Annotated in this window: 29 protein-coding genes; 6 read left to right on the forward strand and 23 right to left on the reverse strand. The window is 56.2% G+C overall.

Annotated features, from left to right (window positions below):
- Positions 1–59 precede the first annotated feature (59 nt).
- A complete protein-coding gene (locus tag J5069_RS08335) occupies positions 60–884 on the forward strand; it encodes a hypothetical protein (RefSeq protein WP_264643369.1) in 825 nt (274 codons plus the stop codon).
- Positions 885–936: 52 nt separating this feature from the next.
- On the opposite strand, the gene yfcD is transcribed toward J5069_RS08335, so the two are convergent.
- Positions 937–1,530 (reverse strand): NUDIX hydrolase YfcD, encoded by a 594-nt coding sequence (yfcD, locus tag J5069_RS08340; protein WP_264643370.1) that lies wholly within the window; start codon positions 1,528–1,530, stop codon positions 937–939.
- An 85-nt stretch (positions 1,531–1,615) separates the two neighbouring features.
- Complete coding sequence (gene yfcE, locus J5069_RS08345) at positions 1,616–2,167, reverse strand: phosphodiesterase (protein ID WP_264643772.1); 552 nt, start codon at positions 2,165–2,167, stop codon at positions 1,616–1,618.
- 309 nt (positions 2,168–2,476) lie between these two features.
- Here yfcE and J5069_RS08350 point away from each other — a divergent pair, with 309 nt between their 5' ends.
- Positions 2,477–2,632 (forward strand): hypothetical protein, encoded by a 156-nt coding sequence (locus J5069_RS08350; RefSeq protein ID WP_264643371.1) that lies wholly within the window; start codon positions 2,477–2,479, stop codon positions 2,630–2,632.
- Between the two features lie 144 nt (positions 2,633–2,776).
- Positions 2,777–3,679: a TIGR01777 family oxidoreductase gene (locus tag J5069_RS08355; RefSeq protein WP_264643372.1), complete on the forward strand. Its 903-nt coding sequence runs from the start codon at positions 2,777–2,779 to the stop codon at positions 3,677–3,679.
- A gap of 55 nt (positions 3,680–3,734) precedes the next feature.
- On the opposite strand, the gene hisP is transcribed toward J5069_RS08355, so the two are convergent.
- The 16 genes from hisP to J5069_RS08435 all read right to left on the reverse strand — a co-directional run bounded on the left by hisP (position 3,735) and on the right by J5069_RS08435 (position 18,067).
- On the reverse strand, positions 3,735–4,508 hold the full coding sequence (gene hisP / locus J5069_RS08360; protein ID WP_264643373.1) for a histidine ABC transporter ATP-binding protein HisP: 774 nt from the start codon (positions 4,506–4,508) through the stop codon (positions 3,735–3,737).
- Between the two features lie 16 nt (positions 4,509–4,524).
- Positions 4,525–5,241 (reverse strand): ABC transporter permease, encoded by a 717-nt coding sequence (locus tag J5069_RS08365; protein WP_264643374.1) that lies wholly within the window; start codon positions 5,239–5,241, stop codon positions 4,525–4,527.
- The gene (locus J5069_RS08370; RefSeq protein WP_264643375.1) at positions 5,234–5,923 is read right to left on the reverse strand and encodes a histidine ABC transporter permease HisQ; all 690 of its coding nucleotides are present in this window, start codon (positions 5,921–5,923) and stop codon (positions 5,234–5,236) included. Before J5069_RS08370 ends, J5069_RS08365 begins: the two co-directional genes overlap by 8 nt.
- 66 nt (positions 5,924–5,989) lie before the next feature.
- Positions 5,990–6,769, reverse strand: coding sequence for a lysine/arginine/ornithine ABC transporter substrate-binding protein (locus J5069_RS08375; protein ID WP_264643376.1), 780 nt, complete (start codon positions 6,767–6,769; stop codon positions 5,990–5,992).
- Between the two features lie 30 nt (positions 6,770–6,799).
- Positions 6,800–7,072, reverse strand: coding sequence for a hypothetical protein (locus J5069_RS08380; RefSeq protein ID WP_264643377.1), 273 nt, complete (start codon positions 7,070–7,072; stop codon positions 6,800–6,802).
- A 125-nt stretch (positions 7,073–7,197) separates the two neighbouring features.
- Positions 7,198–7,767: a UbiX family flavin prenyltransferase gene (locus J5069_RS08385; protein ID WP_264643378.1), complete on the reverse strand. Its 570-nt coding sequence runs from the start codon at positions 7,765–7,767 to the stop codon at positions 7,198–7,200.
- A gap of 135 nt (positions 7,768–7,902) precedes the next feature.
- Positions 7,903–9,420 carry an amidophosphoribosyltransferase gene (gene purF / locus J5069_RS08390; protein WP_264643379.1) on the reverse strand — a complete coding sequence of 506 codons (1,518 nt, stop codon included), beginning with the start codon at positions 9,418–9,420 and terminating at the stop codon, positions 7,903–7,905.
- 21 nt (positions 9,421–9,441) lie between these two features.
- On the reverse strand, positions 9,442–9,942 hold the full coding sequence (cvpA, locus tag J5069_RS08395; RefSeq protein WP_264643380.1) for a colicin V production protein: 501 nt from the start codon (positions 9,940–9,942) through the stop codon (positions 9,442–9,444).
- 183 nt (positions 9,943–10,125) lie between these two features.
- Positions 10,126–10,896, reverse strand: a complete 771-nt coding sequence (gene dedD, locus J5069_RS08400) for a cell division protein DedD (RefSeq protein ID WP_264643381.1) — start codon at positions 10,894–10,896, stop codon at positions 10,126–10,128.
- On the reverse strand, positions 10,886–12,154 hold the full coding sequence (gene folC, locus J5069_RS08405) for a bifunctional tetrahydrofolate synthase/dihydrofolate synthase (protein WP_264643382.1): 1,269 nt from the start codon (positions 12,152–12,154) through the stop codon (positions 10,886–10,888). The genes dedD and folC overlap by 11 nt, the downstream gene beginning before the upstream one ends.
- A gap of 88 nt (positions 12,155–12,242) precedes the next feature.
- Positions 12,243–13,160, reverse strand: coding sequence for an acetyl-CoA carboxylase, carboxyltransferase subunit beta (gene accD, locus J5069_RS08410; protein ID WP_264643383.1), 918 nt, complete (start codon positions 13,158–13,160; stop codon positions 12,243–12,245).
- Positions 13,161–13,373: 213 nt separating this feature from the next.
- Entirely contained in the window at positions 13,374–14,060 is a 687-nt protein-coding gene (locus tag J5069_RS08415) for a DedA family protein (RefSeq protein WP_264643773.1), read from the reverse strand.
- Positions 14,061–14,138: 78 nt separating this feature from the next.
- Complete coding sequence (truA, locus tag J5069_RS08420) at positions 14,139–14,960, reverse strand: tRNA pseudouridine(38-40) synthase TruA (RefSeq protein WP_264643384.1); 822 nt, start codon at positions 14,958–14,960, stop codon at positions 14,139–14,141.
- Entirely contained in the window at positions 14,960–15,970 is a 1,011-nt protein-coding gene (locus tag J5069_RS08425; RefSeq protein ID WP_264643774.1) for an aspartate-semialdehyde dehydrogenase, read from the reverse strand. Before J5069_RS08425 ends, truA begins: the two co-directional genes overlap by 1 nt.
- Positions 15,971–16,072: 102 nt before the next feature.
- Positions 16,073–17,200 carry a 4-phosphoerythronate dehydrogenase PdxB gene (gene pdxB, locus J5069_RS08430; protein ID WP_264643385.1) on the reverse strand — a complete coding sequence of 376 codons (1,128 nt, stop codon included), beginning with the start codon at positions 17,198–17,200 and terminating at the stop codon, positions 16,073–16,075.
- A gap of 90 nt (positions 17,201–17,290) precedes the next feature.
- Entirely contained in the window at positions 17,291–18,067 is a 777-nt protein-coding gene (locus tag J5069_RS08435; protein ID WP_264643386.1) for an AraC family transcriptional regulator, read from the reverse strand.
- Positions 18,068–18,163: 96 nt separating this feature from the next.
- On the opposite strand from J5069_RS08435, the gene J5069_RS08440 reads away from it, so the two are divergent.
- A complete protein-coding gene (locus J5069_RS08440) occupies positions 18,164–19,108 on the forward strand; it encodes a DMT family transporter (RefSeq protein WP_264643387.1) in 945 nt (314 codons plus the stop codon).
- A 119-nt stretch (positions 19,109–19,227) separates the two neighbouring features.
- Positions 19,228–20,469 carry a flagella biosynthesis regulator Flk gene (locus tag J5069_RS08445; RefSeq protein ID WP_264643388.1) on the forward strand — a complete coding sequence of 414 codons (1,242 nt, stop codon included), beginning with the start codon at positions 19,228–19,230 and terminating at the stop codon, positions 20,467–20,469.
- 164 nt (positions 20,470–20,633) lie between these two features.
- Here J5069_RS08445 and fabB read toward each other — a convergent pair whose 3' ends face one another.
- On the reverse strand, positions 20,634–21,848 hold the full coding sequence (fabB, locus tag J5069_RS08450) for a beta-ketoacyl-ACP synthase I (RefSeq protein ID WP_264643389.1): 1,215 nt from the start codon (positions 21,846–21,848) through the stop codon (positions 20,634–20,636).
- Positions 21,849–22,010: 162 nt separating this feature from the next.
- Here fabB and mnmC point away from each other — a divergent pair, with 162 nt between their 5' ends.
- Positions 22,011–24,029, forward strand: a complete 2,019-nt coding sequence (mnmC, locus tag J5069_RS08455) for a bifunctional tRNA (5-methylaminomethyl-2-thiouridine)(34)-methyltransferase MnmD/FAD-dependent 5-carboxymethylaminomethyl-2-thiouridine(34) oxidoreductase MnmC (RefSeq protein WP_264643390.1) — start codon at positions 22,011–22,013, stop codon at positions 24,027–24,029.
- Positions 24,030–24,082: 53 nt separating this feature from the next.
- On the opposite strand, the gene J5069_RS08460 is transcribed toward mnmC, so the two are convergent.
- From J5069_RS08460 to mepA, 4 genes are read right to left on the reverse strand one after another with little or no spacing between them, the layout of a single operon-like run.
- On the reverse strand, positions 24,083–24,364 hold the full coding sequence (locus J5069_RS08460) for a YfcL family protein (protein ID WP_264643391.1): 282 nt from the start codon (positions 24,362–24,364) through the stop codon (positions 24,083–24,085).
- Between the two features lie 31 nt (positions 24,365–24,395).
- Positions 24,396–24,959 (reverse strand): elongation factor P hydroxylase, encoded by a 564-nt coding sequence (locus J5069_RS08465; protein WP_264643392.1) that lies wholly within the window; start codon positions 24,957–24,959, stop codon positions 24,396–24,398.
- Positions 24,956–25,759, reverse strand: a complete 804-nt coding sequence (locus tag J5069_RS08470) for a sulfite exporter TauE/SafE family protein (RefSeq protein WP_264643393.1) — start codon at positions 25,757–25,759, stop codon at positions 24,956–24,958. Before J5069_RS08470 ends, J5069_RS08465 begins: the two co-directional genes overlap by 4 nt.
- A 3-nt stretch (positions 25,760–25,762) precedes the next feature.
- Positions 25,763–26,590 (reverse strand): penicillin-insensitive murein endopeptidase, encoded by an 828-nt coding sequence (mepA, locus tag J5069_RS08475; protein ID WP_264643394.1) that lies wholly within the window; start codon positions 26,588–26,590, stop codon positions 25,763–25,765.
- Positions 26,591–26,595: the final 5 nt, after the last annotated feature.

Below are 26,595 nucleotides of genomic sequence, written 5' to 3' on the forward strand. Positions count from 1 at the left end.
AATACCCTTATTTGCCAAAACACAGCTATCGATTAAAACAACAAGCAAGGACACACAGCATGAATCTGGTTCACTATCTCGGCAAGCAGACGCTGGGGGTTTTAGCCTGCTACCAGCAGGGCAAGGTGGTGATGCACATTTGCGGCGTCTACCCACGCGCCAACAATGCCCTGCGGGTTTTCTTCCCCAAAGGCCACGCGCTGGCCGTCGGCGATTTCGCCACGCTGCATCTTGATAATCGCACCGGCGTGGATCAGTTTGATGCCAACATTTCCGTTTACCGTGCCTCTTACAAAGGGCGCGTGGCGGAGGTGGATGAAGATTGGGTACTGCTGGAGCCACGTGAGTGCCAGGTGATGTATGGGTTAAGCTGCGTGCTGGACATTCGCGCGCCGGACTATCACTATCCTCAGGATACGCGCGAAGAACGTCCGGTACCGTTTACGCCACTGAATGCGCTGCCAGAGACGGAACACCATGATTTTACCAACAAGGTAGGCGTGCTGGTCACCATGGCAGAAGAACAGCCCCACACCACGGTTCTGGCGTTTCTCTCTTCGGTGGATAATGATGTGTTTCTTATCACCTTCCCTGAAACGTTCAAATCCCGGCAGCTCAAGCGCAATCCGCACTGTTTCTTTGCGATGGATGAGCGCTCACACTACACCTTTGAACGCGCCATTGAGTGGAACTACACCTTGATTGAGGGCGATGCCCATCTGATCCCGTCACACAATCCGCTGTTCGAGCAGGTGCGCGAGGCGTTTATTCACAAAAATCCGTGGGAGATGGCCTTCTTCCTGCGTGAGGATCTGGAGATGTACCACATCAAGAGCCGTCAACTGGTGTGTCCCGGCTCGCGACAGGCTGTCGCTAGTGCATAATCGTGCGCGCTGCGGGCCACCACTGGCAGCCCGCAGCACAAGAGCAACCCGATTACTCTTCAGCGTCGTCCGATGCGGCGACCGCGCTATCCGATTTAACAGGATCACGCGTGATGGGTTTGCCGTAGCTTTGCTCGTTGTAACGGCTCATCCACAGCGACAGGGCTTTGAGAGAATCCGGCGTGAACTCATCGCAACGCGCCGTAACCTCTTGCGGTGTCATCCAGCACACCTCAGCCACTTCTTCTTCCTGCAAGGCGAACGGACCGTGGGTAACGCAGCTGAATAACGCCCCCCACACCCGACAATTGTCACCGTCAAAATAAAACAGGCCATGATCGGCGAAAGGCACACCGGCAATGCCCAGCTCTTCTTCCGCCTCACGACGAGCAGATTCCAGCATCTGTTCACCGGTCTGCACTACGCCCCCGGCGGTCGCATCCAACCAACCGGGGTAGAAATCTTTTGTTTCGGTACGGCGTTGAACCAGTATTTTTCCCATGCCGTCATGAACAACGATATAGGTGGCGCGGTGACGTAAACGTTGAGCGCGCATTTGCTGGCGGCTGGCCTGGGCGATAACGTCATTGTTCTCGTCAACAATATCCACCCACTCGGTGCCTGCCGCTTGACTTTGCTCCACCATCCTCTGAACCCTTCAGTATTGGCGCGTTGCGACGCGCGTCTGTTTTAAACGTACTAAGCGTTAGTCGTGCAAGATCGTTGATAACTTAGTGACTAATAGTCACCTGTGCAATAGGCTCGCCACCCATTAAGGGTAAAACCGCAAGCGTGCCCTGTGTCAACATCCCGTAACTGGGCACATTCCCCCCCTTTGGCAAGCTGACGGAGCCAGGGTTAAAACAGTAGATTTCCCCCTGACGCTCAGCCACAGGAAGGTGGGTATGCCCATACACCAGCACATCGCCCGCCTGCAACGGCGGAAGATGCTGAGGATGATAGAGATGACCGTGCGTCAGGAAAAGACGCTGCTGTGGCAACAGCACCTGCTGCCACGGTGCCGTCATCGGAAAGTCGAGCAGCATCTGATCCACTTCGCTGTCACAGTTACCGCGCACCGCCACAATGTGACGGGCAAACGCATTCAATCGGCTCGCCACATCAGCCGGCTGATAAGCCTCCGGCAGCGGATTACGCGGACCGTGATTGAGGAAATCCCCCAACAGAATCAGCCACTCGGCACCGCTGCGAGTAAAAATATCGAGAACCCGCTCCGTCGCCGTTAGCGAGCCGTGAATATCTGAGGCAAACATCAACTTCATGGTGATCCCCGAAAAAAAAACACTACGCGATGCGGCAAAGTGTAACAAAATTACCGTACGCATCTCTTGTCCTTTTTTCATTTAGCAGGTGGGTGTCGCACGATTACACACATCAATGTGCTGAGGATAGAGGACCAAGGCCGTCGCTCAACCAGCGGTAAGCACCGCATAAAAAAAACGTACTGAACACTCCCTGTTCAGTACGATCCTGAGTTACAGAATCCGTGTCACAGACACGCGGATAATAGCAAATTGAACAATCTCGCCCTTCTGCCCGATGCAGCGCGCAGGGGAAAGCGAATCACTATCATGCTGCAAAGCGCATACCAACGCCGAAAAAGCGTACCGGCGTTGAATTACGCGGGCAACATGAGCCGCTTTGCGCTTCAGGCTGCGCTGTTTTGCAGCATTTCGCCCCATAATGCAGCAGGGTTTGCCAATCCCAAGGGCAGCGTGGCGTACTGAAATGCAGCGTTTTTTTACCAGATAGTCGCGGTATCTCGCTCAGAATCACCTATTATCATTAGCATTCATGATAAAAATACGGATAGGTCCCGCGTTACATCCTTAAAGCGCCATCTGAACCGATAGGGAATAAGTGAGGCAACGATGCAACTACTGATTACGGGCGGTACCGGCCTGATCGGCCGTCTCCTGATTGCTCGATTACTGTCTTTATCTCACCATGTCACGGTACTCACCCGCGATACAGCGCGTGCCCGTCAGGTACTCGGCGAACGCGTAGAGTATTGGTCAACGCTGCAAAATCGCACCTCGCTGGATGACATCGACGCCGTGATCAATCTGGCAGGCGAGCCGATTGCCGATAAACGCTGGACGCCGCAACAAAAGCAGAAACTGAGTGAGAGCCGCTGGCACATTACCGAGCAGTTGGCCACGCTGATTAAAGCCAGCGCCTCGCCGCCCTCGGTATTCATTTCTGGCTCTGCGGTCGGCTATTACGGCAATCAAGGTGCCGAGCTGATCACCGAAGAAGAATCGCCCACGCCTGAGTTTACCCATCAACTCTGTGCGCGCTGGGAGGAATTGGCGCTGAGTGCGGAGAGCGATCGCACGCGCGTGTGCTTGTTGCGTACCGGTATCGTGCTGGCAGAAAACGGCGGCGCGCTGGCAAAAATGCTGCCGCCTTTCCGCCTCGGACTCGGTGGCCCACTCGGATCCGGCAAACAGTACATGCCGTGGATTCACATCGACGATATGGTCAATGCCATTCTTTACCTGCTGGATAACCCGATTCTGCGCGGACCGTTCAACATGACCGCGCCCTATCCGGTGCGCAACGAGCAGTTCTGCGCCATGCTGGCCCACGTGCTGGATCGTCCCTGTTTTATGCGAGTGCCCGCGTTTGCGCTCAAATTGCTGATGGGGGAAGCCGCCACGCTGGTATTGGGTGGACAGCGCGCTATTCCGCACCGGCTGGAGGCGGCTGGCTTTGGCTTTCGCTATTTCGAGCTGGAAGAAGCACTCAAGGATGTGACCGGGAAAAAATAGCGTAAGGGCGCATCGCCGAACGTCGGGAAATGCGCCCTGTTGCTGACAGTAGCGGCTACTTCAACGCGCCAGAGAGAAATTGCTGCAAACGGGGGCTGGTCGGGTTGCCAAATACGCGATCCGGCGGGCCTTCTTCTTCGATCACACCCTGATGCAAAAAGATCACATGGCTCGATACGTGACGAGCAAATTCCATTTCATGGGTGACAACCACCATGGTTTTGCCCTCTTCCGCCAGTTGCTGCATGATACGCAGCACTTCGCCTACCAGTTCAGGATCCAGCGCCGACGTGGGTTCGTCAAACAGCAATACTTCCGGCTCCATCGCCAGCGCACGGGCAATGGAGACACGCTGCTGCTGCCCACCGGAGAGATTGGCCGGATATTTGTTCTGCGCGTCGCCGGTAATCCCCACTTTATCGAGATAACGCACCGCACGCTCACGGGCTTCCGCTTTGCTCAATCCCAGCACCTGTACCGGCGCTTCCATGACGTTTTCCAGTGCCGTCATAAAGCTCCACAGGTTGAAATGCTGAAATACCATGGTCAACCGCGTGCGTAGCAGTTGCAGTTGCTTCTTATCAAACACTTTCAGTTGCCCGTCGGTGTCACGCACCATGCGAATCTCTTCATCGTTGACGAAAATCGCCCCCTCGCACGGTTTTTCCAGAAAGTTGATGCAGCGCAGCAACGTACTTTTCCCCGATCCGGATGAGCCGATAATCGAAATCACATCGCCCGCTTTCGCCTGAAGAGAAACGCCCTTCAGCACTTCGTGTTCCCCGTAACGCTTGTGCAGTTCCGTCACCATCAGTTTATGGTCTGACATGCTGTTTTTCCTGATGTTAATGAGATGAACGGGTATGAATATGCCGCAGCCAGCGCCGTTCCGCGTGTTTAAACAGGCCGATCAGCACAAAAGAGATTGCCAGATAGATCACCGCAGCAATGCCAAAAGCATAAAACGGTTGATAGGTGGAAGCGTTAATATCTCGGGCAATTTTCAAGATGTCCGGCACCGTCACGGTAAACGCCAGCGCCGTGGAGTGGAGCATCAAAATCACCTCGTTGCTGTACGCAGGCAGTGCAATACGTAACGCGCCGGGCAAAATAATGCAGCGATACTGTTTAAACCGGGAAAAACCGTAGGCTCTGGCCGCTTCAATTTCGCCATAAGGCACCGAGCGGATCGCGCCGGCAAAAATCTCTGTGGTATAGGCGCAGGTGTTCAGCGCCAGTGCCAGCACCGCACAGTTCAGCCCGCTGCGGAAAAACGCATTCAGCATGTCGGTGCCGCGCACGATCTCCAGGCTGTAAACGCCGGAGTAAAACACCAGCAACTGCACGTAGAGCGGTGTGCCGCGAAACACATAGGTAAAGACCCACACAGGAAAACTGAAACGCCGCCGTGGAGATACGCGGGCAATCGCCAGCGGGATCGCCAGCAGGCCGCCCATCACCACCGACGAAATCAGCAGCCACAGCGTCATCGCCAGACCGGTGAGACGATACCCATCACTCCATAACAAAGGTTGCCAGTACTGTTGCAGGATCTCACTCATAATTCACCTTCTTCACGCCCTGCGAGTAATGGCGTTCCAGCCACCACAGCACCCCGTTGGAGACCGTGGTAAAAATCAGATACATCACCCCGGCGACAATGGCGAAATAAAACGGTTCATGCGCCCCTTTGCCCGCCAACTGGGTCACTTTGACAATGTCATTCAGCCCCAACAGCGACACCAGCGCCGTTGCCTTGAGGATCACCTGCCAGTTGTTGCCGATACCGGGCAAGGCAAAGCGCATCATGGAAGGAAACATGATGCGACGAAACACCTTCAGTGGCGTAAAACCGTAAGCCACGGCCGCTTCAATCTGCCCAGGCGGCACAGCCAGATAGGCACCGCGAAAGGTTTCAGTGAAATAGGCACCGTAGATAAATCCGAGCGTGATAATCCCCGCCGAGAGCGGATCGATATCGATTTGTGCGATACCTATCGTTTCCGTCACGCTGTTGAGCGCAATTTGCAGGCCATAAAAAATCAATAACATTAACACCAGATCCGGCACGCCACGGATCAGGGTAGTGTACGCGGAGAAAAAACCGGACAGCAGGCGATTGGCAGAGAGTTTAGCTCCCGCACCAATCAGCCCAATGACCAACGCCAACAGCAACGAGCACACCGCTAATTGCAGCGTCATGCGCGCTCCGTCAAGAATCAGGTCGGTATAGCCGTAGAGCATCGCGTGTTTCCGTCTAAAAATGCACACTCTGCCTGCATAATGCAGGCAGATCCCGGCAACACGCCATTAGCCGCCGTATACGTCAAAATCGAAGTATTTCTTCGCGAAAGTGTCGTAGGTGCCGTCTTTGCGAATCTCTTCAAACGCTTTATCCAACGCGGCTTTCAGCGCTTTATCGTCTTTGCGCAGCCCCATGCCGGTGCCTACGCCGAAGAATTTATCATCCTTCACCGCCGGACCCGCGAAGACATAATCTTTACCCGCCGGTAATTTCAGGAAGCCTTCGCTGCCCGCCACTTCATCCTGGAACGCGGCATCGATACGGCCTGCGGTCAAATCGGCGTAGATCAAATCCTGGTTCTGGTAAGCCACCACATCAATGCCTTTGGGCTGCCAGTTGGCGTTGGCAAAAGCTTCCTGAGTCGATGCCTGCAACACGCCGACACGTTTACCGCGCAGCGACTCCAGCGTCGGTTGGATGTTCGCCCCTTTCTTCTCAATCAGACGCGCGTTAGCAGCGTAGAGTTTTTCCGTGAAAGCAATCTCCTGCTGGCGCTTCTCGGTGATGGAGAGCGAGGAGATGATGGCGTCTATTTTTTTCGCTTTCAGTGAAGGGATCAGCGCGTCGAAGTCACTTTCCACAAAGGTACATTCAGCCTTGATGCGCTTGCACAGCTCTTTAGCCAAATCAATATCAAACCCCACCAGTTCACCGCTGGCATTCTTGGACTCAAAGGGTGCATACGTCGGATCGGTGCCGATTTTGAGATTCTTGGGAACATCGGCCAGCGCGCTTCCCGCAGCAATAACTAAGGCCAACGGCAGAATTCTGAATAATTTTTTCATTTCGCAACCCTTATCTTGATGGAATGATGATCAAAAAGAATGAATATCACTAAGCGTAAAGGGGCGGTCAGACGCCTGCGCGCTCTTGCGCGAGAGGGATGCCAGCGCCGCCAGTCTCATCAGCAGAAACCCTGCAAAATCCACGCCATAATCGCAGCAAAATACGGATAAATCCGAAATCTGCCGCAGGCGCGTAGTGATAGGGGCACCCTGACGAGGATGATGATACGAGGGTTGTTCGGAAAAGAGACGGCGCGCTTTCCCGGCAACATATTGGTGCAAATCAATCAACGCTTGCACCATAACAACGCACCACCGCTTAAGCGTAGTGCAAACCTTGCGCCGACAGGCAAGAAAGCGCGAGAAAAGACGAGGGGAATTGCACCTGATTGGTGTGTATTTGCATCACTCTGCCAGATTGGACGGCGTTAACTGCCTTGCCAACGGGTAAACAACGCCTCGGGCAACGCAATATCAAACTGATCGAGCACGCGGTTGACCGTTTGGTCCACCACGTCTTGCAAGGTTTGCGGGCGGTGATAAAACGCGGGAACGGGCGGCATGATCACCGCCCCCATTTCTGCGGCCGCTGTCATCAGGCGCAGATGGCCGAGGTGCAACGGGGTTTCACGCACGCACAACACCAATGGGCGGCGCTCTTTTAATATCACGTCTGCGGCACGAATCAATAAGTTATCGCTGTAGCTGTGCACAATGCCCGAGAGGGTTTTGATGGAACAGGGGAGAATCACCATTCCCGCCGTGCGAAACGAGCCGGACGACAGCGAGGCCGCGATGTCACGACTGTCATGCACCACATCAGCCAATGCCTGCACATCGCGCACGCTGTAATCACTCTCCAGCGTCAGCGTTTGTCGGGCGGCTGGGCTCATGATCAAATGGGTTTCCACATCGTCCAACGACTGTAACACCTGCAACAGGCGCACGCCATAAATCGCGCCGCTGGCACCGGAAAGTCCAATGATGAGTCGTTTCATGCCAAACCTCGAAATGCTGCTGTGCAAAAAGGATAACGGGCTGACTTTGCCTTATCCCCGCCCAATAAGCAACAAAGGGAGGCGCTTACGCACCTCCCTTTTCACTGTCATTGCCGATCGGCTGCCAGGATGACATCAACCTTCGTTATGCAGTTCCAGATCTTCGACTTCGTTCTGACCACGCAACGCTTTCGCATCGTCATTACGCAACCCTTCCAGATAATCGAGATAACCCTGATCGACATCTTTGGTCACGTAAATACCGTTAAATACCGAGCATTCAAACTGCACGATATCCGGGTTTTCTTCCCGTGCGGCGGCGATCAGATCGTCCAGATCCTGGAAAATCAGGGCGTCGGCACCGATAATCTTACGAATCTCTTCCACTTCGCGGCCGTGGGCAATCAGCTCATTGGCGCTCGGCATATCAATGCCGTACACGTTGGGGAAACGAATTTCCGGCGCGGCAGAGGCCAGATAAACGCGACGTGCACCGGCTTCACGCGCCATTTCGACAATTTGCTCCGAGGTGGTGCCACGTACGATGGAGTCATCCACCAGCAGCACGTTTTTGTCGCGGAACTCGGCGCGGTTGGCGTTCAGTTTGCGACGCACCGAGTTTTTACGCTGTTCCTGGCCCGGCATGATAAAGGTACGGCCCACATAGCGGTTTTTCACAAACCCCTGGCGGTACGGTTTATCGATAATGCGCGCAATCTCCAAGGCGATATCACAGGAGGTTTCCGGAATCGGGATCACTACATCGATATCCAGATCTTCCCACACGCGGGCAATCTTCTCGCCCAGCTTTTGGCCCATGCGCACACGGGCGCTGTAGACCGAAATTTTATCGATAAAGGAGTCCGGACGAGCGAAATAGACATACTCGAACAGGCACGGGTTGCTTTTCGGGTTCTCGGCGCACTGACGGGTAAACAGTTGCCCTTTCTCGGTGATGTAAACCGCCTCTCCCGGCGCTACGTCACGCAAGAACTCAAAGCCAAGGGTATCGAGCGCCACGCTTTCCGAGGCCACCATATACTCGATGCGGCCATCGGCCAGTTCGCGCTTGCCGATCACCAATGGACGGATACCGTTGGGATCGCGGAAAGCGAATAAACCGTGCCCGATGATCATCCCGACGCACGCATAGGCACCGCGAATCATCTTGTGGGTAGCAGCAACGGCAGCAAACACGTTGTCAGCATCCAGCGGATAGTGTTGGAAACGATCCAACTCGCAGGCAAAGATATTGAGCAGGATTTCAGAATCAGAGGTGGTGTTAACGTGGCGACGCCCTTGCTCAAACAGCTGTTTGCGCAGTTCATGGGCGTTGGTCAGGTTACCGTTGTGCGCCAGCGTGATGCCAAACGGGGAATTGACATAAAACGGCTGGGCCTCCGATGCGCTGGAGCTGCCTGCGGTAGGATAACGTACATGCCCCACGCCCATATTGCCTTGCAGGCGCTGCATGTGACGCGCCTCGAATACGTCCTTCACCAGGCCGTTCGCCTTACGCAGGCGGAAGCAGTTCATGGGATCGATGGTGACGATGCCTGCGGCATCTTGTCCACGGTGCTGTAACACCGTTAACGCGTCATAAATCGACTGGTTTACCGGTGTAAAACCGGCGATACCGACAATACCGCACATGTTGTCTTTTCCTCATCAGCGCTACCGCAGCTCTATGTGCTGCGGCAAGAAACTTGACGTGCTTTGCAGGTAGTCGAAAAACCACCTGATGATATAGCTAAACTGCGGGATGAACTGAGACCGTTTCCAGTCGTCGCTTTGTGAAAAACCGGTAAAGGTATCCAAAAAGAACAGCAGCGCAGAGACAATCAACACGCCGCGCAGCGCACCAAAGCAAATGCCCAGTACCCTGTCGGTGCCTGAAAGCCCGGTTCGTTCAACCAGTGAACCAATCACATAGTTGACGATCGCTCCCACAATCAATGTCGCAATAAACAGAATGGCGATGGCAACCCCGTTGCGCACCAGCTCGTCTTCAAAACGCGTGAAATAGACCGACAGGTATGGGTAATAATGGCTGGCGACAAAGAATGCACTGCCCCAGGTGATCAGCGAAAGCGCCTCACGAACAAAGCCCCGGATCAAACTGACCAGCGCAGAGAAACCAATAATGCCAATGATGACGTAATCAACCCAAACCATGAATTCTCTCACTCACGAACGATGCCAACACAATCTCTCTCGCACCAACAGCGATTACCGCCGGTTCAACAGAGCATAGCGCCGCTCATCATCCTGTTCGCGGCGCATTCTAACAGAAAAAGAAAACGTTTGCGTAGCCTATTTCCCAACGATTTCACCGATAGGTGAATTTGCTGGCAACCCTTAACGTGCGCTGTAGTTCCTGACCTGCCCGCTCAATCCACTCAGTTGTTGCAGCTCGCCGAGGGCGGACTGTAATTTCTGTTTTGACGCATCCGGTCCGACGTAAATGCGGGTTATCTCTCCCGCGACCGGCGTCGATGGCACCGTATAAGCGCGGTATCCCGACAGGCGCAGCTTGGCCACAATCTCATTCACTTTATCGGCATTTTTCAGCGCGCCCAGTTGCACCACGTAGGCTTGCCCTGCTGGTGCGGCTTCCGGCTTCACTTCCGGTTGCGCGGCGGGCTGCTGCGCGGGTTGTGGCGCAGGCGTTGCCGGCTTGCTTTCCGGTTTCGGCTCAGGCTTCACTTCCGGTTTAGTTTCCGGCTTCGCCTTGGGTTTGGTTTCCGGTTTCACTTCCGCTTTAGGGGTGACCGGACGCGCCGCCACGGCGGGCGGGGCAATTTCTATCGGTGCGGAAGACGACGGTGGCGTACTGCTCGGCGGTGCCTGCATGGCGCCGTCATCCTCTGGCGCGATCACACCGCCCTGAGCCGGTTGTCCTTGCATCGCCTGCTGCGCACCCTCCGGCGGCTGGCTGGGCAACGACTGGTTCAATGAAGGCAATGATTCTGCCTCCGTGCTGTCGCCCGGCTTTGGCACCAGAGGAATCGCGGCAAATTCATCTTCGTAATGTTTCTTTTTGCCATCCAGCAGAGCAGGCAGCACAATAACGCCCAACGCTACCAGAATAATGGTGCCGACCAGACGGTTTTGAAACTTACTTGCCATTCGACCCCCTCTCCTCCCGCGCTTCCATGACATGCGCTACCGTATGAAAAGATCCGCACACCACCACGGTATCCTGCGTATCTGCATCTTGCATCGCCTGATGCCAGGCGGTCGCGACATCGTCAAACGACCGGCTGGATTCAAGGTGTGCCGCTATCAATTCAGCGCCTGCACCGCGCGGCCCCTCCAGTGGGGCGCAATACCATTCATCCACCACCGGCTTGAGCTGCGCCAGGGTGCCGGGAATATCTTTATCAGCCAGCATACCGATCACCGCACGCACTTTGCCCGTTTTTGGCAGTTGCGCCAAACGCCCGGCCAGATAGGCTGCGGCATGAGGATTATGCGCCACATCCAGAATCAGTGTTGGCTGTTCGCTCACCGTTTGGAACCGGCCCGGTAACGCCGCACGGCGCAGCCCCTGTTCAATAGCAGCCAGAGGGACGTTAATCGGTCCCTGATGCAGCGCGGCCAGCGCCGTGGCGGCGTTGGGCAGCGGCACGTTCGGCAGAGGTAGCGTCATGCGCGCTCCGTCAGCCGCTTGCCAATACCAGCCGTCGCCTTCCAGCGCGAAGTGCCAATCGCGACCGCGCTTGCACAACAAGGCCCCGGTCTCTTCGGCCACGGCGGCAATAGAGGCGGGCATATCCGGCTCCCCCACCACGGCGGGAGTATTACCACGGAAGATACCGGCTTTTTCGCGACCGATGCTTTCGCGATCGTGCCCTAACCAGTCAGTATGATCGAGCGCAATACTGGTCACCACCGCCACGTCGGCATCGACGATATTGGTGGCATCCAGACGCCCGCCCAACCCCACTTCCAGAATCACCACATCCAGATTTGCCTGCCTGAACAGGTGCAGTGCCGCAAGGGTGCCAAATTCAAAATAGGTCAACGAGACATCGCCACGTCCTGCTTCAATCTCGGCAAAAGCCTGAGCGTGGGCCGCTTCCGGCAATTCCTGGCCTTGAATGCGCACCCGCTCGGTATAGCGCAGCAGATGGGGCGAACTGTAGACGCCGACACGCAACCCCGCCGCCATCAAAATGGCTTCCAGCGTGCAGCAGGTGGTGCCCTTTCCGTTGGTGCCCGCGACGGTAAACACCGTTGGGGCCGGACGCAGCAGATGAAGACGATCGGCAACCTGTTTAACGCGCGTCAATCCCATGTCAATGGCAGTGGCGTGCAGGTGCTCCAGATAATGAAGCCACGCGGCCAAAGGCGACGTGGCTTGGGGAATGAGAAGATTTTCCATGAGTCCCGTTCACTGGCTTACGGTTCATTGATACAGGGTGCACAGAACGGCCTAAGCGCAATCCTGTCACACCCTGTTCATGTGTCACTTATTGCGCATCATCCTGCGGTTCAGTGGTCACTTCCGGCGGACGAACTTCAGCGGTGTCCACCGGCTCAGGGTGGTTGGTCAAGCGAGACAGCATGCTGGCTAACTTGAAGCGCATTTCCGGGCGGCGCACGATCATGTCAATCGCCCCTTTCTCCAGCAGGAATTCACTGCGTTGGAAACCCGGCGGCAATTTTTCACGCACCGTCTGTTCGATAACGCGCGGGCCAGCAAAACCGATCAGCGCTTTAGGTTCGGCAATGTTCAAATCGCCGAGCATCGCCAGACTGGCGGAAACGCCACCCATGGTCGGGTCGGTCAACACCGAGATATAGGGCAGACCGCGCTCGCGCATTTTTGCCAACGCCGCGCTGGTTTTCGCCATTTGCATCAGCGACATCAGCGCTTCCTGCATACGCGCACCGCCGCTGGCGGAGAAACACACCAACGGACAGCCATCTTCCAGCGACTGCTCCACCGCACGCACAAAACGCGCGCCGACCACAGAGGCCATGGAACCGCCCATAAAGGCAAATTCAAAGGAGGCGGCGACCACTGGCATGCCGTACAGCGTGCCTTTCATCACCACCAGCGCGTCTTTTTCGTCAGACTGCTTCTGTGCGGCAACCAGACGATCTTTGTATTTCTTCGAGTCTTTGAACTTCAGCGCATCCTTGGGCTCCAGCTCACTACCCAGCTCAACCACGCTGTCCTTATCCAGAAACGCATTTAAACGCGCACGGGCGGAAAGCCGCATGTGGTGGTCACACTTGGGACACACCTCAAGGTTACGCTCTAATTCAGCGCGGTAAAGCACCTGACCACAACTGTCACATTTGGTCCATACCCCTTCAGGAATATTGGCCTTGCGGGTCGGTGTAATGTTGCTCTTGTTAAGAATTCGTTCAATCCAGCTCATTGATAACCTTTCTGCTTGAACCTGGCCGTAGCCAGTCCGCTCTGCCCCGTCACAACGCCCGTTTGCCGTAGCCTGAACCGGTGTTTACACCCGTGTTTCAAGGCGCTGGCAACACAGGTCGTCATCGGGGACAGACCATAAATGCCGCTCATTAAACCATAACACTCCGGGACTGTGGATAGAAAACTGGTCAAACCGGAGCGATTACCGCGTTTATTCTTGTGAACGCGACGCGCTATTCGCACGGGCCGCCGCTCGTCTATGCCGCCAGATTTCAATGATCCCCGGCAAGATAGAGATGAAAATAATCGCGACAATCAATAACTTCAAGTTTTCTTGCACAATCGGCAGGTCGCCAAACAGGTAACCTGCGTAGGTAAACAGTAATACCCACAGCAATGCCCCTACCACATTATAGAGAGCAAAGTGGCGGTAGCGCATGTGTCCCATACCGGCGACAAACGGCGCGAATGTTCTCACAATCGGTACGAAGCGCGCCAGAATAATCGTTTTGCCGCCGTGACGGGCATAAAACTGATGCGTTTTATCCAGATAACTGCGGCGGAAAATTTTCGAATTGGGATTACTGAACAGTTTTTCCCCGAACAAACGTCCGATGGTGTAGTTGACCGCATCCCCCAGTATGGCCGCCGCAATCATCAGCGCCACCATGGTGTGCACATTCAGATCGTTGCTGGGCAGCGCCGCCAGCGCACCGGCGACAAACAGCAGGGAATCCCCCGGCAGAAACGGCGTCACTACCAGGCCAGTTTCACAAAACAGGATCAAAAACAGAATGGCATAAATCCAGACACCGTATTGCGCAACCAGTTCCGCAAGGTGAACGTCAATATGCAGAATAAAATCGATGATAAAGCGTATAAACGCGACAAGTTCCATCATGTGCATGTTTCACGGCGCAATGCCGTGACAATCCTCGAGTGTTTAGCGTGGCGCGGCACAGCCGCCCGCCACGGGTCAATCTTCCAGAAACAGAGGGCCCATTGGCGCAACCGGCAGTTCGAAACGCGCCGGATAATCTACCGCCACCAGATACAGACCGTCGGCGCGCGCCGTGGCAGCCGCCAGCGTGCGATCTTTGGCCGCCAGCAGTTCAGCAATCCAGGATTCAGGCTGATTGCCGCATCCCACTTCCATCAGGCTGCCAACGATATTGCGCACCATGTGATGTACGAACGCATTGGCTTTAATATCTACCACGATGTAAGCGCCATGACGCGTAACCTTTAAATGATTTACATTGCGCCACGGCGTGCGCGACTGGCATTGCACGGCGCGAAACGAGGTGAAGTCGTTCTCACCCAGCAGGCTTTGTCCGGCGCGTTCCATGCGCGCCGCATCCAGCGGGAAGTGGAACTGCGTTACGCCACGCGCCAGTACCGCCGGGCGCAGGCGATGATTATAGATAATGTAGCGATAGCGACGCGCCGTGGCGCTGAAACGCGCATGAAAATCGTCATCGACAGTTTTCACCCAGCGCACGGCGATATCCCGGGGTAAATGGGCATTGACGCCCATGGTCCAGGCCGCATCTTTGCGCTGAGCCTGAGTGGTGAAGTGCACCACCTGCCCGGTAGCGTGCACGCCAGCATCGGTTCTGCCCGCACAAAACACGGTAATCGGCGCATCGGCCACTTTACTCAGCGCCTGTTCCAGATGCCCTTGCACGCTCTCTACTTCAGCCTGACGCTGCCAGCCATAATAGCGACTACCGTCATACTCAATGCCCAGCGCCACCTTGATACCAGCAGGCTGCAGCGGCAAATCTCTGTCTGACATTACCCCAGATACTCCTGCACCAGCCGTTCTGCCGTTTCCACCGCCATCAATGCGCCGCCAAAGCGCACGTTGTCCGCCACTGACCAGAATTGCAGCAGTTCGGGAACGCCGTAATCATTGCGCAGGCAACCAATTTTCAGTTGAACGTTGTCAGAGGCATCTTCCACCTGCGTCGGGTAGTCATCCTCATCGCTGAGTTGAACCTCTTCAGTGCGCGCCAGTTCATCCCGGGCCTCCTCCGCAGACAGCGGCCGTAATGCTTCAAGATGCACAACCTGCGCATGGCCGTAAAACACCGGAGCCTGTAAGCAGTTGACGGAAATAGGCAGCCCTTCGTCCTGTAACACCTTGCGCACCTGATCCACCAACCGACGCTCTTGCGCCACGCTGCCTTGCGCATCCGCCAGAAGCGGCAGCACATTAAACGCCAGCTGTTTGGCAAAAAAGCCCGGTTCCGGTGGAATGCCGTTCAGCAAACGGGCACTTTGTCCGGCCAAATCGTCTACCGCCGCTTTGCCGAGTGCGGACACGGAGAGCAGATTGGTGACGTGAAGGCGTGACAGCCCGGCTTGATCGATCAGCGGTTTGATAGCCAGCAGCAGTTGACTCACCAGACTGTCTGCCACCGCCACGATATTGCGATTGCGGTAATCGGCCAGCACATGGGTGTTGACCCCCGGCACCACCAACGGGACATCCGGCTCCAGCGCGAACAGACCGCTGCTGTCAATCACCAGGCAGCCTGCGTTACCGGCATCTTCCGCATAGCGGGCGCTCGCTTCGCTACCGGCGACAAAGAAAGCCAATTGTGCCTGGGACCAATCAAAATCGGCCACATCCTCGACCTGCCAGGATTTGCCGTTGACCCTTACGGATTCCCCCACGCTGCGTTCGCTGGCGAGCGGATAAAGCGTGCCGATAGGAAACTCGCGCTCTTGCAACAACTCCAGCAGCGCCGTTCCCACCGCACCCGTTGCGCCCAATAGCGCAATATTCCAGCCGTCAGACATGTGGTGTTCTCCCATTCGTCAATACCTCTTGCTCGAGCGGTGTATCACCGCCCGAATACCCTACGCGAAAAACGTCGTATTTCATGACACCCTCTCACCGAACTACGGCAAGACGGCAGTGAAACCCAATGCATTCAGACAGGCCACACTGGCCTCATCAGAACAAGTGACACGCAGCGAAGACCATTCGCGGCGCTCCTGATAGTGTTTACGCAGACGATCAAATCCGCCAGGCTGGCCAGCAGACTGGCGCAACAGTGCATCATCACGACGCACATCATACACCAGATGAACCAGACGCTTAAGCAACGCTTGCTCGATAGGAGCCGTTAGGTGAACATCCGTGATATCCGGGGCAGGCAACAGCGATGACAGCGGCACCTGCTGAGGTTTACCGATAAACTGGCACAACGCCTCAAACACCTGCGTGGTACCGCGCGCCTTGCCTTCCAGCGTGTAACCGGCAATATGCGCCGTACCCACGTCAGCGCGCGCCAGCAAATCCAGCGAAAGCCCCGGTTCTGGCTCCCACACGTCCAACACCACGCGCAGATCCTTTCCCTGCTGCAACGCTCGCAGCAGGGCAGTATTATCGACCACCGGCCCGCGACACGCGTTGATCAGAATACGTCCGGCGGGCAAGGCAGCGAGCACCGCCTCATCAATCAGGTGCCAGGTATTATCTGGGCCACCCTTGGTCAGTGGCGTATGCAGCGTGACAATATCAGCGTCACGCAGTAACGCCTCCAGCGGCAAAAAGGGGCCAACATCGCCCCTGCGCGCCCGGGGTGGATCGCACAGTAACGTCTTCACCCCCCAGGCATTGAGGCGCGCCTGCAAACGCCGTCCGACGTTGCCGACACCGACAATGCCGACGGTTTTGTCGCGCAACTGAAAGCCGTCTCGCTCCGCCAGCATCAATAGCGCAGAAAAAACGTATTCCACCACCGCGATGGCATTGCAGCCTGGCGCGGCGGAAAATCCGACGCCCTGCTCACTCAGCCAGGCTTCATCCACATGATCGGTACCCGCCGTGGCGCTGCCGACAAAGGTCACTCCCGTATCCGCTAACAGGGCGGCGTTGACCGGCGTGACGGAGCGCACCATCAGGGCCTGTGCCTGTGCCAGCGCCTCAACCGGCAACGGTCTTCCCGGCACAGCCACCACCTCACCCACGCGGCTGAACAGCTCGCGTGCATACGGCATATTCTCATCAACCACAATTTTCATGTACGACCCCGGTCAGGCTACGCTTGCAAGAAAAACAGGGGCACTATTTTGCCACCGAATGGTCAAGAATCCCAACGCTATCCCCATCGCTTAGGGCCTGGCGCGATACCCTTCCGGCGTAGCCCCACTTTGCTGACGAAACATGGCGATAAAGGCCGATGAAGAACTGTAGCCGACCTCCAGCGCCACTGACTGCACGCTCATGCCCTGACGCAACAATGCCAGCGCTTGCAGGTAGCGTAGCCGCTGTCGCCATTCGCTAAATGACATACCGAGCAATGCCTGACAGCGCCGCGACAGCGTGCGTTCCGTGCTGTAAACCTCGGCGGCCCATTGCGCCAACGTTCGGTTATCCGCCGGACATTGTTCCAGCGCATGCAGCACCGGAGCCAGCAGGCGATCGTCAGTACCCGGCAAATAGTTGCGTTGGCGCGGTGCCACCGTCATTTGATCGCACAGTACGTGGCACAAGCGCAGGTCAGGCTTATCGTGTGGGATCAGCACGTCGCGCGCGAACAAATCATCCTGAATCGCCTTAAACAGCGGGCCAACCTCGAGCAGGCATGGCGTTTCGGGAAGTTCTGCATACCAGCGCGCATCGAAATTGATGGTGCGGATCGTGGCCTGACGTTGGTTATAGCAGGCGTGCTCGACCCCCTGCGGCAACCAGATAGCAAAATGGGTCGGTGCCCAAAACCGCTCCTGTGCGAGACGCAGCACCACAACGCCAGAAACCACATACAGCAATTGTCCCCACTCATGACGATGAGGCAGGTATTCCGTATCCGCGCTGACCGCCTCGGTACGCAAAAACACCCCGTGCGGCGGTATGCCTTCAGGACGGTAATAAGATCGTTGCCGGGTCATGTTGTCTGTCTTGCCGTTAAGGATGTCTTGTTTTCACTATATAGAACGAACCCGCCTGACGTAAACTGGCACACCACGTTAATGAGAATTGTTATCATGCAAGCGCTATTCCCCCTTATCGCCGTCCTGTTTTGGTCATTTAACGTGATCGTTAATAAACTTTCCGTGGGTGCCATCGATCCGGCAGCCATGTCATTCTACCGCTGGCTGTTGGCTCTGCTGGTACTGACGCCCTTTATGCTGCCTCAGCTGCGACGCCACGCGGGCACCATCAGGCTACACTGGGGAAAATTATTGTTTCTGGGGTTTCTCGGCATGGTGCTCTACCAGAGCATGGCCTACTATGCCGCGCACAGCATCAGCGCGCTGATGATGGGTATTCTGGTTTCGTTGATCCCCTTGCTCACGGTATTGATCAGCATTCCACTGCTTGGCGTAGTGCCCACAGTCAGCTTACTGTGCGGCAGCCTGCTCTCCTTTTTCGGCATCAGTTGGCTTATCAGCGGTGGACATCCGGCACTGATTCTGGCGCAGGGCATCGGGCGCGGCGAAGTAATGATGTTTATTGCCGCGTTAGCCTATGCCTTGTATGGCGTATTAACCAAACGCTGGTCGATTGCTCTACCCACCTGGGTATCGCTCTACGTGCAAATTGCCTTTGGCGTCGTGCTGTTGCTGCCTAATTTGCTGTTGGCTGAAAGCATCGCCTTGAATGCGCAAAATATACCGCTGGTGCTGTTCGCCGGTATTTTTGCCTCGATCCTCGCCCCGTGGATGTGGATCGTCGGGGTAATGCGTATCGGGGCCAACAATGCCAGCATTTTCATCAATCTGACGCCGGTGTTTACCGCACTGATCGCCGTGACGTTGCTGCATGAAACGCTGCACAGCTATCACATCGTGGGCGGGGTCATGGTATTACTCGGGGTTGTCATGGCGCAGCGTATGCGCACTCCGCGCGCTCAGCACAACGCGATTTGTACACCGGATACCGATACGCCACCCGAGCAACTGCATGACGCGGAAGCAAACCGCAAATAAGAAGGTATTTTCCCCTATGATCTGACTATTCTCGCACCAGACACCTTGCTATGATTTCTGTTGCCTATTCAGGGCTCCCGGGGAATGCAGGGTGCCTTTCACGCAGTGAGGAGTCCATCATGCAGCCTGTCAGCAGTCCGGGAACCCCAACGCCGGGAGATCGCCCACCCGCGTCGCCGACGTCGGCCATTGCCTCTTCTTCTTCCAATGCGGCGGCGGCGAATTCCCCACTGAGCTTTACCCAACGCGCGACGCTGGACACGCTGGTGGTCAAGTTACAGGCGCTGATGTCGCTCAGTAACAATGCCATCTGGACCACGCTGCGTCAGGACATCGGCCTGGCCCCGAACCAGACGCTGCTCGGACAGCATTTTACCGCCGCTGAGCAGTCATTGCAGAACCAGCTGGTACTGGCTCAGACGCAGCAAAGCAGCGCCCGCCATCCGTTGTTGCAGCGCCTGACCGATCTGCTGCCGCAGGGAAATAACAGCCAGCGCGTCACTCAGTTTTTACGCCAGGAATTTGGTCATACCGAACTTAAAGCGCTGACGCAGCCTCAGTTACAACGGGTGCTGACCTTCTTGCAAACACCGGCGGATGCGGCACCGCTAAATTCCGCTTCCGGCAAGGCACCCGCGCTGGCCACAACGCTGGTGCAAAATGCGCTCACCAATGTTGCCACCAATGCAGCGACCACCGCCCTGCTGCAACGTCCGTTATCCAGCGTCGAACAGAACAGCCTGAATCAGATGGTGGTGCGGTTATCCGCGCTGCTGGGGGAGCCAACAGAAAAAATCTGGACGTCATTGACGGCAATGCAACACCAGCCGCCGGGCACGCCGATCCCCGCCCGCCATCTGCCGCTTCTGATGCAATATTTGCAGACGCAAACTGACCTGCACCATCTGCTGACTACCGGCAATGCACGCGGCGATACACCCGCGACCGCCGCTTCGACCCTGGCATCGACGACAACCGCGGCAACCGCTGCCGGCACTTCGGCACAGCCGCCAATGACCGCGACCCAGTCCACCTTGCACACGCTGTTGCAACCCGCATTGGAAGCCAATGAACGGCAACTGTTGCTGGACTACAGCCAAAACCGTTTCAATGCCGGGGTTCAGACACCGCTCACCCAACCACAACTCAACGAGCTGGTGACTTTTTTGTTCGCCCACCGCATGCAGCGCGCTTCCGATGGGGAACTGACGATACAAAGCCTGTTCCCGCATCCGCAGCCGATTGTCAATCCGCTGGTTGCCACCTTGCCACCTGCCCTCCAGGCCGTGTTCAACAAACCGCTGTTTTGGCCCATTGTCAGCGTTTGCGTGGTGATATTCTTACTGTGGGTGCTGTTTTAACCAATAAAAAAACCGGGGCACAAGGCCCCGGAGAGGTTGCTGATAAACAGCCCTACTCTCATGGTCATTCCCGCGAAAGCGGGAATCTCTTGCAGGCAAACGTGTTTCTTCTGGCAGAGATCCCCGGCTTTCGCCGAGGATGACGAGAGTTTAGGGTATAGCGATTACGCTAACTTACGCATCACCAACGTGGCATTGGTGCCGCCGAAGCCAAAACCGTTAGACATCACCGTGGTCAGCTTACGCTCGGTCGCTTCCGTCACGATGTTCATGTCCTGCGCCAATTCATCCAGCGTATCAACGTTAATGCTCGGCGCGATAAAACCGTGCTCCAACATCAGCAGGGAGTAGATCGCTTCCTGTACGCCCGCCGCGCCGAGAGAGTGCCCGGTCATCGCTTTGGTTGCAGAGATAGGCGGTACCGCCTCGCCAAATACCTGACGAATCGCCCACAGCTCTTTCACGTCACCCACCGGCGTAGACGTACCGTGGGTATTGATATAATCGATAGGCGTATCCACATCCTGCATCGCAAGCTTCATGCAGCGCACTGCGCCTTCACCCGACGGAGCAACCATGTCGGCACCGTCAGAGGTGGCACCGTAGCCGACCACTTCGGCGTAAATGTGTGCACCACGCGCCAGCGCATGTTCCAGCTCTTCCACCACCACCATACCGCCGCCGCCGGCGATAACAAAACCGTCGCGATCGGCATCATAGGTGCGGGACGCTTTTTCTGGCGTTTCATTGTATTTGGTAGACAGCGCGCCCATGGCATCAAATTCACAGGCCAGTTCCCAGCAGAGCTCTTCACCACCGCCAGCAAACACGATGTCCTGTTTACCCAGTTGGATCTGCTCTACCGCATTCCCGATACAGTGCGCAGAGGTAGCACAGGCAGAGCTGATGGAGTAGTTCACGCCTTGAATTTTAAAGGGCGTGGCAAGACAGGCGGACACCGCAGAGCCCATCGCTTTAGTGACCACGTACGGGCCAACCGCTTTCAGGCCACGCGCGCTACGCATCGCATCCGCGCCGAACACTTGAGAACGTGCTGAACCGCCGGAACCGGCAATCAAACCGACGCGCGGGTTGTTTTGGTAAACCTCAGGTGCCAGCTTGGCATCGTCAATGGCTTGTTCCATCGACAGAAAAGCATAGACAGAGGCATCGCTCATGAAACGCACGACCTTACGTTCAATGAGGCCGGTAGTATCCAGCTTCACATTGCCCCAGACGTGACTACGCATACCGGAATCTTTCAGCTCTTGTGAGAACGTAATACCCGAGCGACCTTCCCGCAACGATGCCAGGACTTCCTGCTGGTTATTACCAATGCTTGAGACGATCCCCAGGCCAGTAATCACTGCACGTTTCATTCAATACCTCTTTCCGCATAAATGTATTTTGGGATTTCGTCACGCACTTTAGCGTACAGATGTAAGCTGAACAAGTCCGATCACCCAACCTTTTACAAAATTTGCGCCCTGAGCACCTGCTGAGTAAAATCACGCTATCGCTTTAAAAATGAGTCAATTATCGTGAAAGACCATGCTATTCAGCACGGTACGCTCTCCTGGAACGAACAGGGTACACCTGTTTCGCAACAGTTTGATGACGTTTACTTCTCAAATCAGGATGGGCTGGAAGAAACCCGCTACGTTTTTTTGCAAGGTAACCACTTCCCGGCGCGCTTTGTTGAACACCCCCGCCCACAGTGCATCATCGCGGAAACCGGCTTCGGCACTGGCCTGAACTTTTTAACGCTGTGGCAAGCATTCGCTGATTTTCGCGCGCAGCATCCGCACGCGGCACTGCGTCGCCTGCACTTTATCAGCTTTGAAAAATTCCCATTGCGCGTGGCCGATTTGCAACAGGCGCACGCCCACTGGCCGACGCTTGCCCCTTACGCCGAAGCATTGCGACAGGCTTGGCCGTCGGCGCTGCCGGGCTGCCATCGCCTGATTCTGGCTGACGGTGCCATCACCCTCGACCTGTGGTTTGGTGATATCAACGACTTGCTGCCAACGCTGGACGATTCCCTGACGCATCAGGTTGACGCCTGGTTTCTCGATGGCTTTGCCCCGTCCAAAAACCCGGACATGTGGACCGAGAACTTGTTTCACGCCATGGCACGCCTGTGCCGGGCCCAGGGCACCTTTGCGACCTTTACCGCCGCAGGGTTTGTGCGTCGGGGGCTACAGCAAGCCTGCTTTGACGTGGAAAAAATCAAGGGCTACGGACAAAAACGCGAAATGCTGCGCGGCGTGCTGCCGCACGCCATTCCGATCTCAGCGACAGCCCCCTGGTATTCGCGCCCGGCAGCGAGTACCACAGAGGATATCGCGATTATTGGCGGCGGCATTGCCAGCGTGCTGACAGCGCTGGCGCTGTTACGACGCGGCGCACGGGTGACGCTCTACTGTGAAGATGAGGCTCCGGCGTCAGGCGCTTCCGGTAACCGTCAGGGAGCCCTCTACCCGTTACTCAACGACAAACACGATGCGCTTTCCCGTTTTTTCGCCACCGCGTTTGGTTTTGCCCGCCGCCAGTACGACACGCTGTGGCAAGCCGGTATCCCCTTCGAGCATGACTGGTGCGGTGTAAATCAGATTGCCTACGATGAAAAAAGCGCGCGTAAAATCACGCAAATCTTGCACGGTCACTGGCCAGCAGAGGTGGTTACGCCGCTCAGCGCCGATGAGATGGACGCAACGGCCGGATTAGCGATAGGTTTTCCCGGTGCGAGCTATATCGAGGGTGGCTGGCTGTGCCCGGCAGAGCTAACAACCCATGCGCTGAAACACGCACAATCGCTCGGGCTGGTGGTGCATTTTGCTACTGGCGTCTCTGCGCTGGAAAAAACCGCATCCGGCTGGCAACTTCGATTGGCAAACGGGCAGCAAAAGACCCATCCCGTGGTGGTGCTGGCTAACGGACAGCGGCTCAGCGACTGGTCGCAAACTCAACAGCTCCCCAGCTATGCGGTGCGCGGTCAGGTGAGCCATATTCCCACTACCCCGACACTGCAACGCTTGCAACGCGTACTGTGCTATGACGGCTATCTGACCCCAGTCAGCCCTCACCATCAGCAGCACTGTATCGGTGCCAGCTACCAGCGAGGCGTGGTTACCACCACGTTTAGTGCCGACGAGCAGCAGGAAAACCACCAGCGCCTGGTGGCCTGCTTGCCCGAGGCAAGCTGGGTGAATGACATTGATGTCAGCGACAACGCAGCGCGTCAGGGCGTGCGCTGCGCCACCCGCGATCATCTGCCGCTGCTCGGCGCTGCGCCGGATTACGCGCAGACGCTAGATCAATACGCGTCACTTGACGTGCAGCGGCACACGCCGGAGCGTGTGGCGGTAGCTCCGGTTCATCAGGATCTGTTCGTTATCGGTGCGCTGGGATCGCGTGGATTGTGCTCTGCCCCGTTGTCCGCCGAAATCCTGGCCGGGCAGTTGTACGGCGAGCCGTTACCGCTCGATGCAGAAACCCTTGCCGCGTTGAATCCGAATCGTTTTTGGGTGAGAAAGCTGCTGAAAGGCAGAGCGGTGTAACGAAGATAGCCGCCACTGACGATGGGATAGACAGTGGCGGAACAGAGAATCGATCAGTTAATCTGCGAAGCGCGCTGAAATAAATCGTCCCACATGCCATTGACCAATATCTGATCCGGCGGCGAAAGCTCACCGTTTTTAATCGCTTGCTGCACGCTGTCGCACACGCGCTGATAGAGCGCCTGAACCGTGGTTTCGCCCTGTTCTTCGGCCTCTGCCACCGCCAGCGTCAAATGACCGCGCAGGTAGCCACCGGCAAAAAGTTCATCATCGCTGGCATGCTCTACCATATCATCAATCAGAGCGAGAATACGCCCTTCACATTCTGCGATCATCTAACATCCTCACTATTAACGTTTATCCGCATCAGTTGAGATCGGCGGGATACGGAAACTGCTCCGCCGTCAACGGCGGCGTATTGTAAAACGATTGTAATGCGCGAATAAAGCGCAATGGCCGCGCCGGGATACCCTGCTCGAGATAGGCCATCACTTGCGCATGCACGGTGCGCTGAAACGCGATGCGATCGGGTTCGATATCCCCTTCCAGATTGTCGCAACTGACATTAAACGGAAAGCCCGATGCCACGCAAAACAGCCAGTCAAACGCCTGTGGCTTGATTTCTACCTGCTCGAACTGTCCCTGCGTTGTCGCATCGCGGCCATCCGGGCAGTACCAATAGCCAAAATCCACCAGCTTACGTCGCGCTTCACCGGCAATGCACCAGTGTGAAATCTCATGGAATGCGCTGGCATAAAACCCGTGCGCGAACACGATACGATGATAGGGAAACTGGTCATCGGCGGGCAGATAGATAGGCTCATCATCCCCTTTCACCAGTTGGGTGTTAAAGTCCTGCTCAAAGCACTGCGCGAACAAGGTGATGAGATCGCGGTAATCGTGCGCGGTGCTTACGCTTGAGGTGGTCATGACCAGAGATGTCCTATCCATTGGGCAATATCGCTGCCGTGATTGTCATAAATCAGCTTCACGCTCATACAGGCCGACACCACCACCAGCATCGGACGGATCAACGTTTGTCCTTTGTTAAGCACCATGCGAGCCCCGAGACGCGCGCCCAACACCTGCCCGACCAGCATCACCAGACCAACGCCCCAGACCACCTGACCGCCCAGGATAAAGAACAGCAACCCGCCAAAATTGGAGGTGAAATTGAGCACCTTGGCATGCGCCGTGGCTTTAGGCAGGCTAAAACCGCTGAGCGTGACAAACGCCAACGCATAGAAAGAACCGGCACCGGGGCCAAAAAAACCATCATAGAACCCGATGCACCCGCCCGCTAAAAAGGCAAAAGGAAGGCCTGACAATCGTTTCTGGCGGTCTTCTTCACCAATTTTCGGCATCAACAGGAAATAGAGTCCGATACCGATCACCAGAACGGGCAGGATCTGGCGCAAAAAATCCGCGTGGATCTGCTGAATCAGCCAGGCACCGAACGTTGAACCGACAAACGTCAACGCAATGGGCAGCTTTTGTTCACTTAACTTCACCGCGCGCTGACGGACAAAATAGAGGCTGGCAGAAAAAGAGCCACCGACCGCTTGCAGTTTATTGGTGGCCAGCGCTTGTGCCGGGCTCAGCCCCGCCGAGAGCAGAATGGGGATACTGAGTAACCCGCCCCCGCCCGCGATAGAATCGATAAAACCGGCAAGCGCGGCAAAAGCAAACAACACCCCGAGCATTTCAGGGCTGACTAAAAACCATTCCATGACTTAGTTCACCAACAGATGTTTATCGAGTAATGCCTGACACGAGGCCGGTAACGGAGGTGGCGTTTTCACTGGCGCTTCAGGGCTCGGCTGACGTGGCGTGAACCAGCTGCTCAACTCCGCACCGCAACCATCACCAGCGGGTGGCGCTTCCTGATCCTGACATTCCAGACTGTCTGCCGGACAGCGTAACCGCACGTGCATATGCGCCCGGTGCGCAAACCAGGGACGCACTTTACGCAGCCAGTCGCGATCCTGTCCCGCTTCCTGGCACAGTTGCTTCTTGATGGCCGGGTTAACGAAGATGCGGGTAACCTCAGTGTCCTGCGCCGCCAGTTTGATCAACGCCGTTACCTGCGGTTGCCACTGGCGCGGATTAATCTGGCGACCATTGGCCGCCACCAGATCGATAGGCTGCGGTTTCAGAAGTTGCTGCGCCGTCCAGCGTTGCAGCGGCATCTGTAACCAGATATCCGCATCCAGCCCGGACTGATGGCTGGCATGGCCGCTGCTGAACCGACCGCCTGCTGGCATCCCCATATCACCCACTAGCACAAGCCCGCCAGTCTGCTTTTTCACCTTGGCGCTCAGTCGCGTGATAAACGCCAGCAAATCCGGATGACCGAAATAGCGGCGTTGATCGACACGCATCACTTGATAATTGACGGATTCTAACGGCAGCGGCTGCGCACCGACAATGCAGCCGTTAGAGAACGCACCAATAGCCTGTGCCGCACCGGACACCGGATGTGCGATCTCTTGCCACGGGGTTTTTGCCCATACGCCGGTGCTCAACAGCACGGCAATGGCCCCCACCCACCCTTTTTTCATGTTTT

The sequence above is a fragment of the Candidatus Symbiopectobacterium sp. NZEC127 genome (assembly GCF_025962675.1).
Taxonomy (GTDB): domain Bacteria; phylum Pseudomonadota; class Gammaproteobacteria; order Enterobacterales; family Enterobacteriaceae; genus Symbiopectobacterium.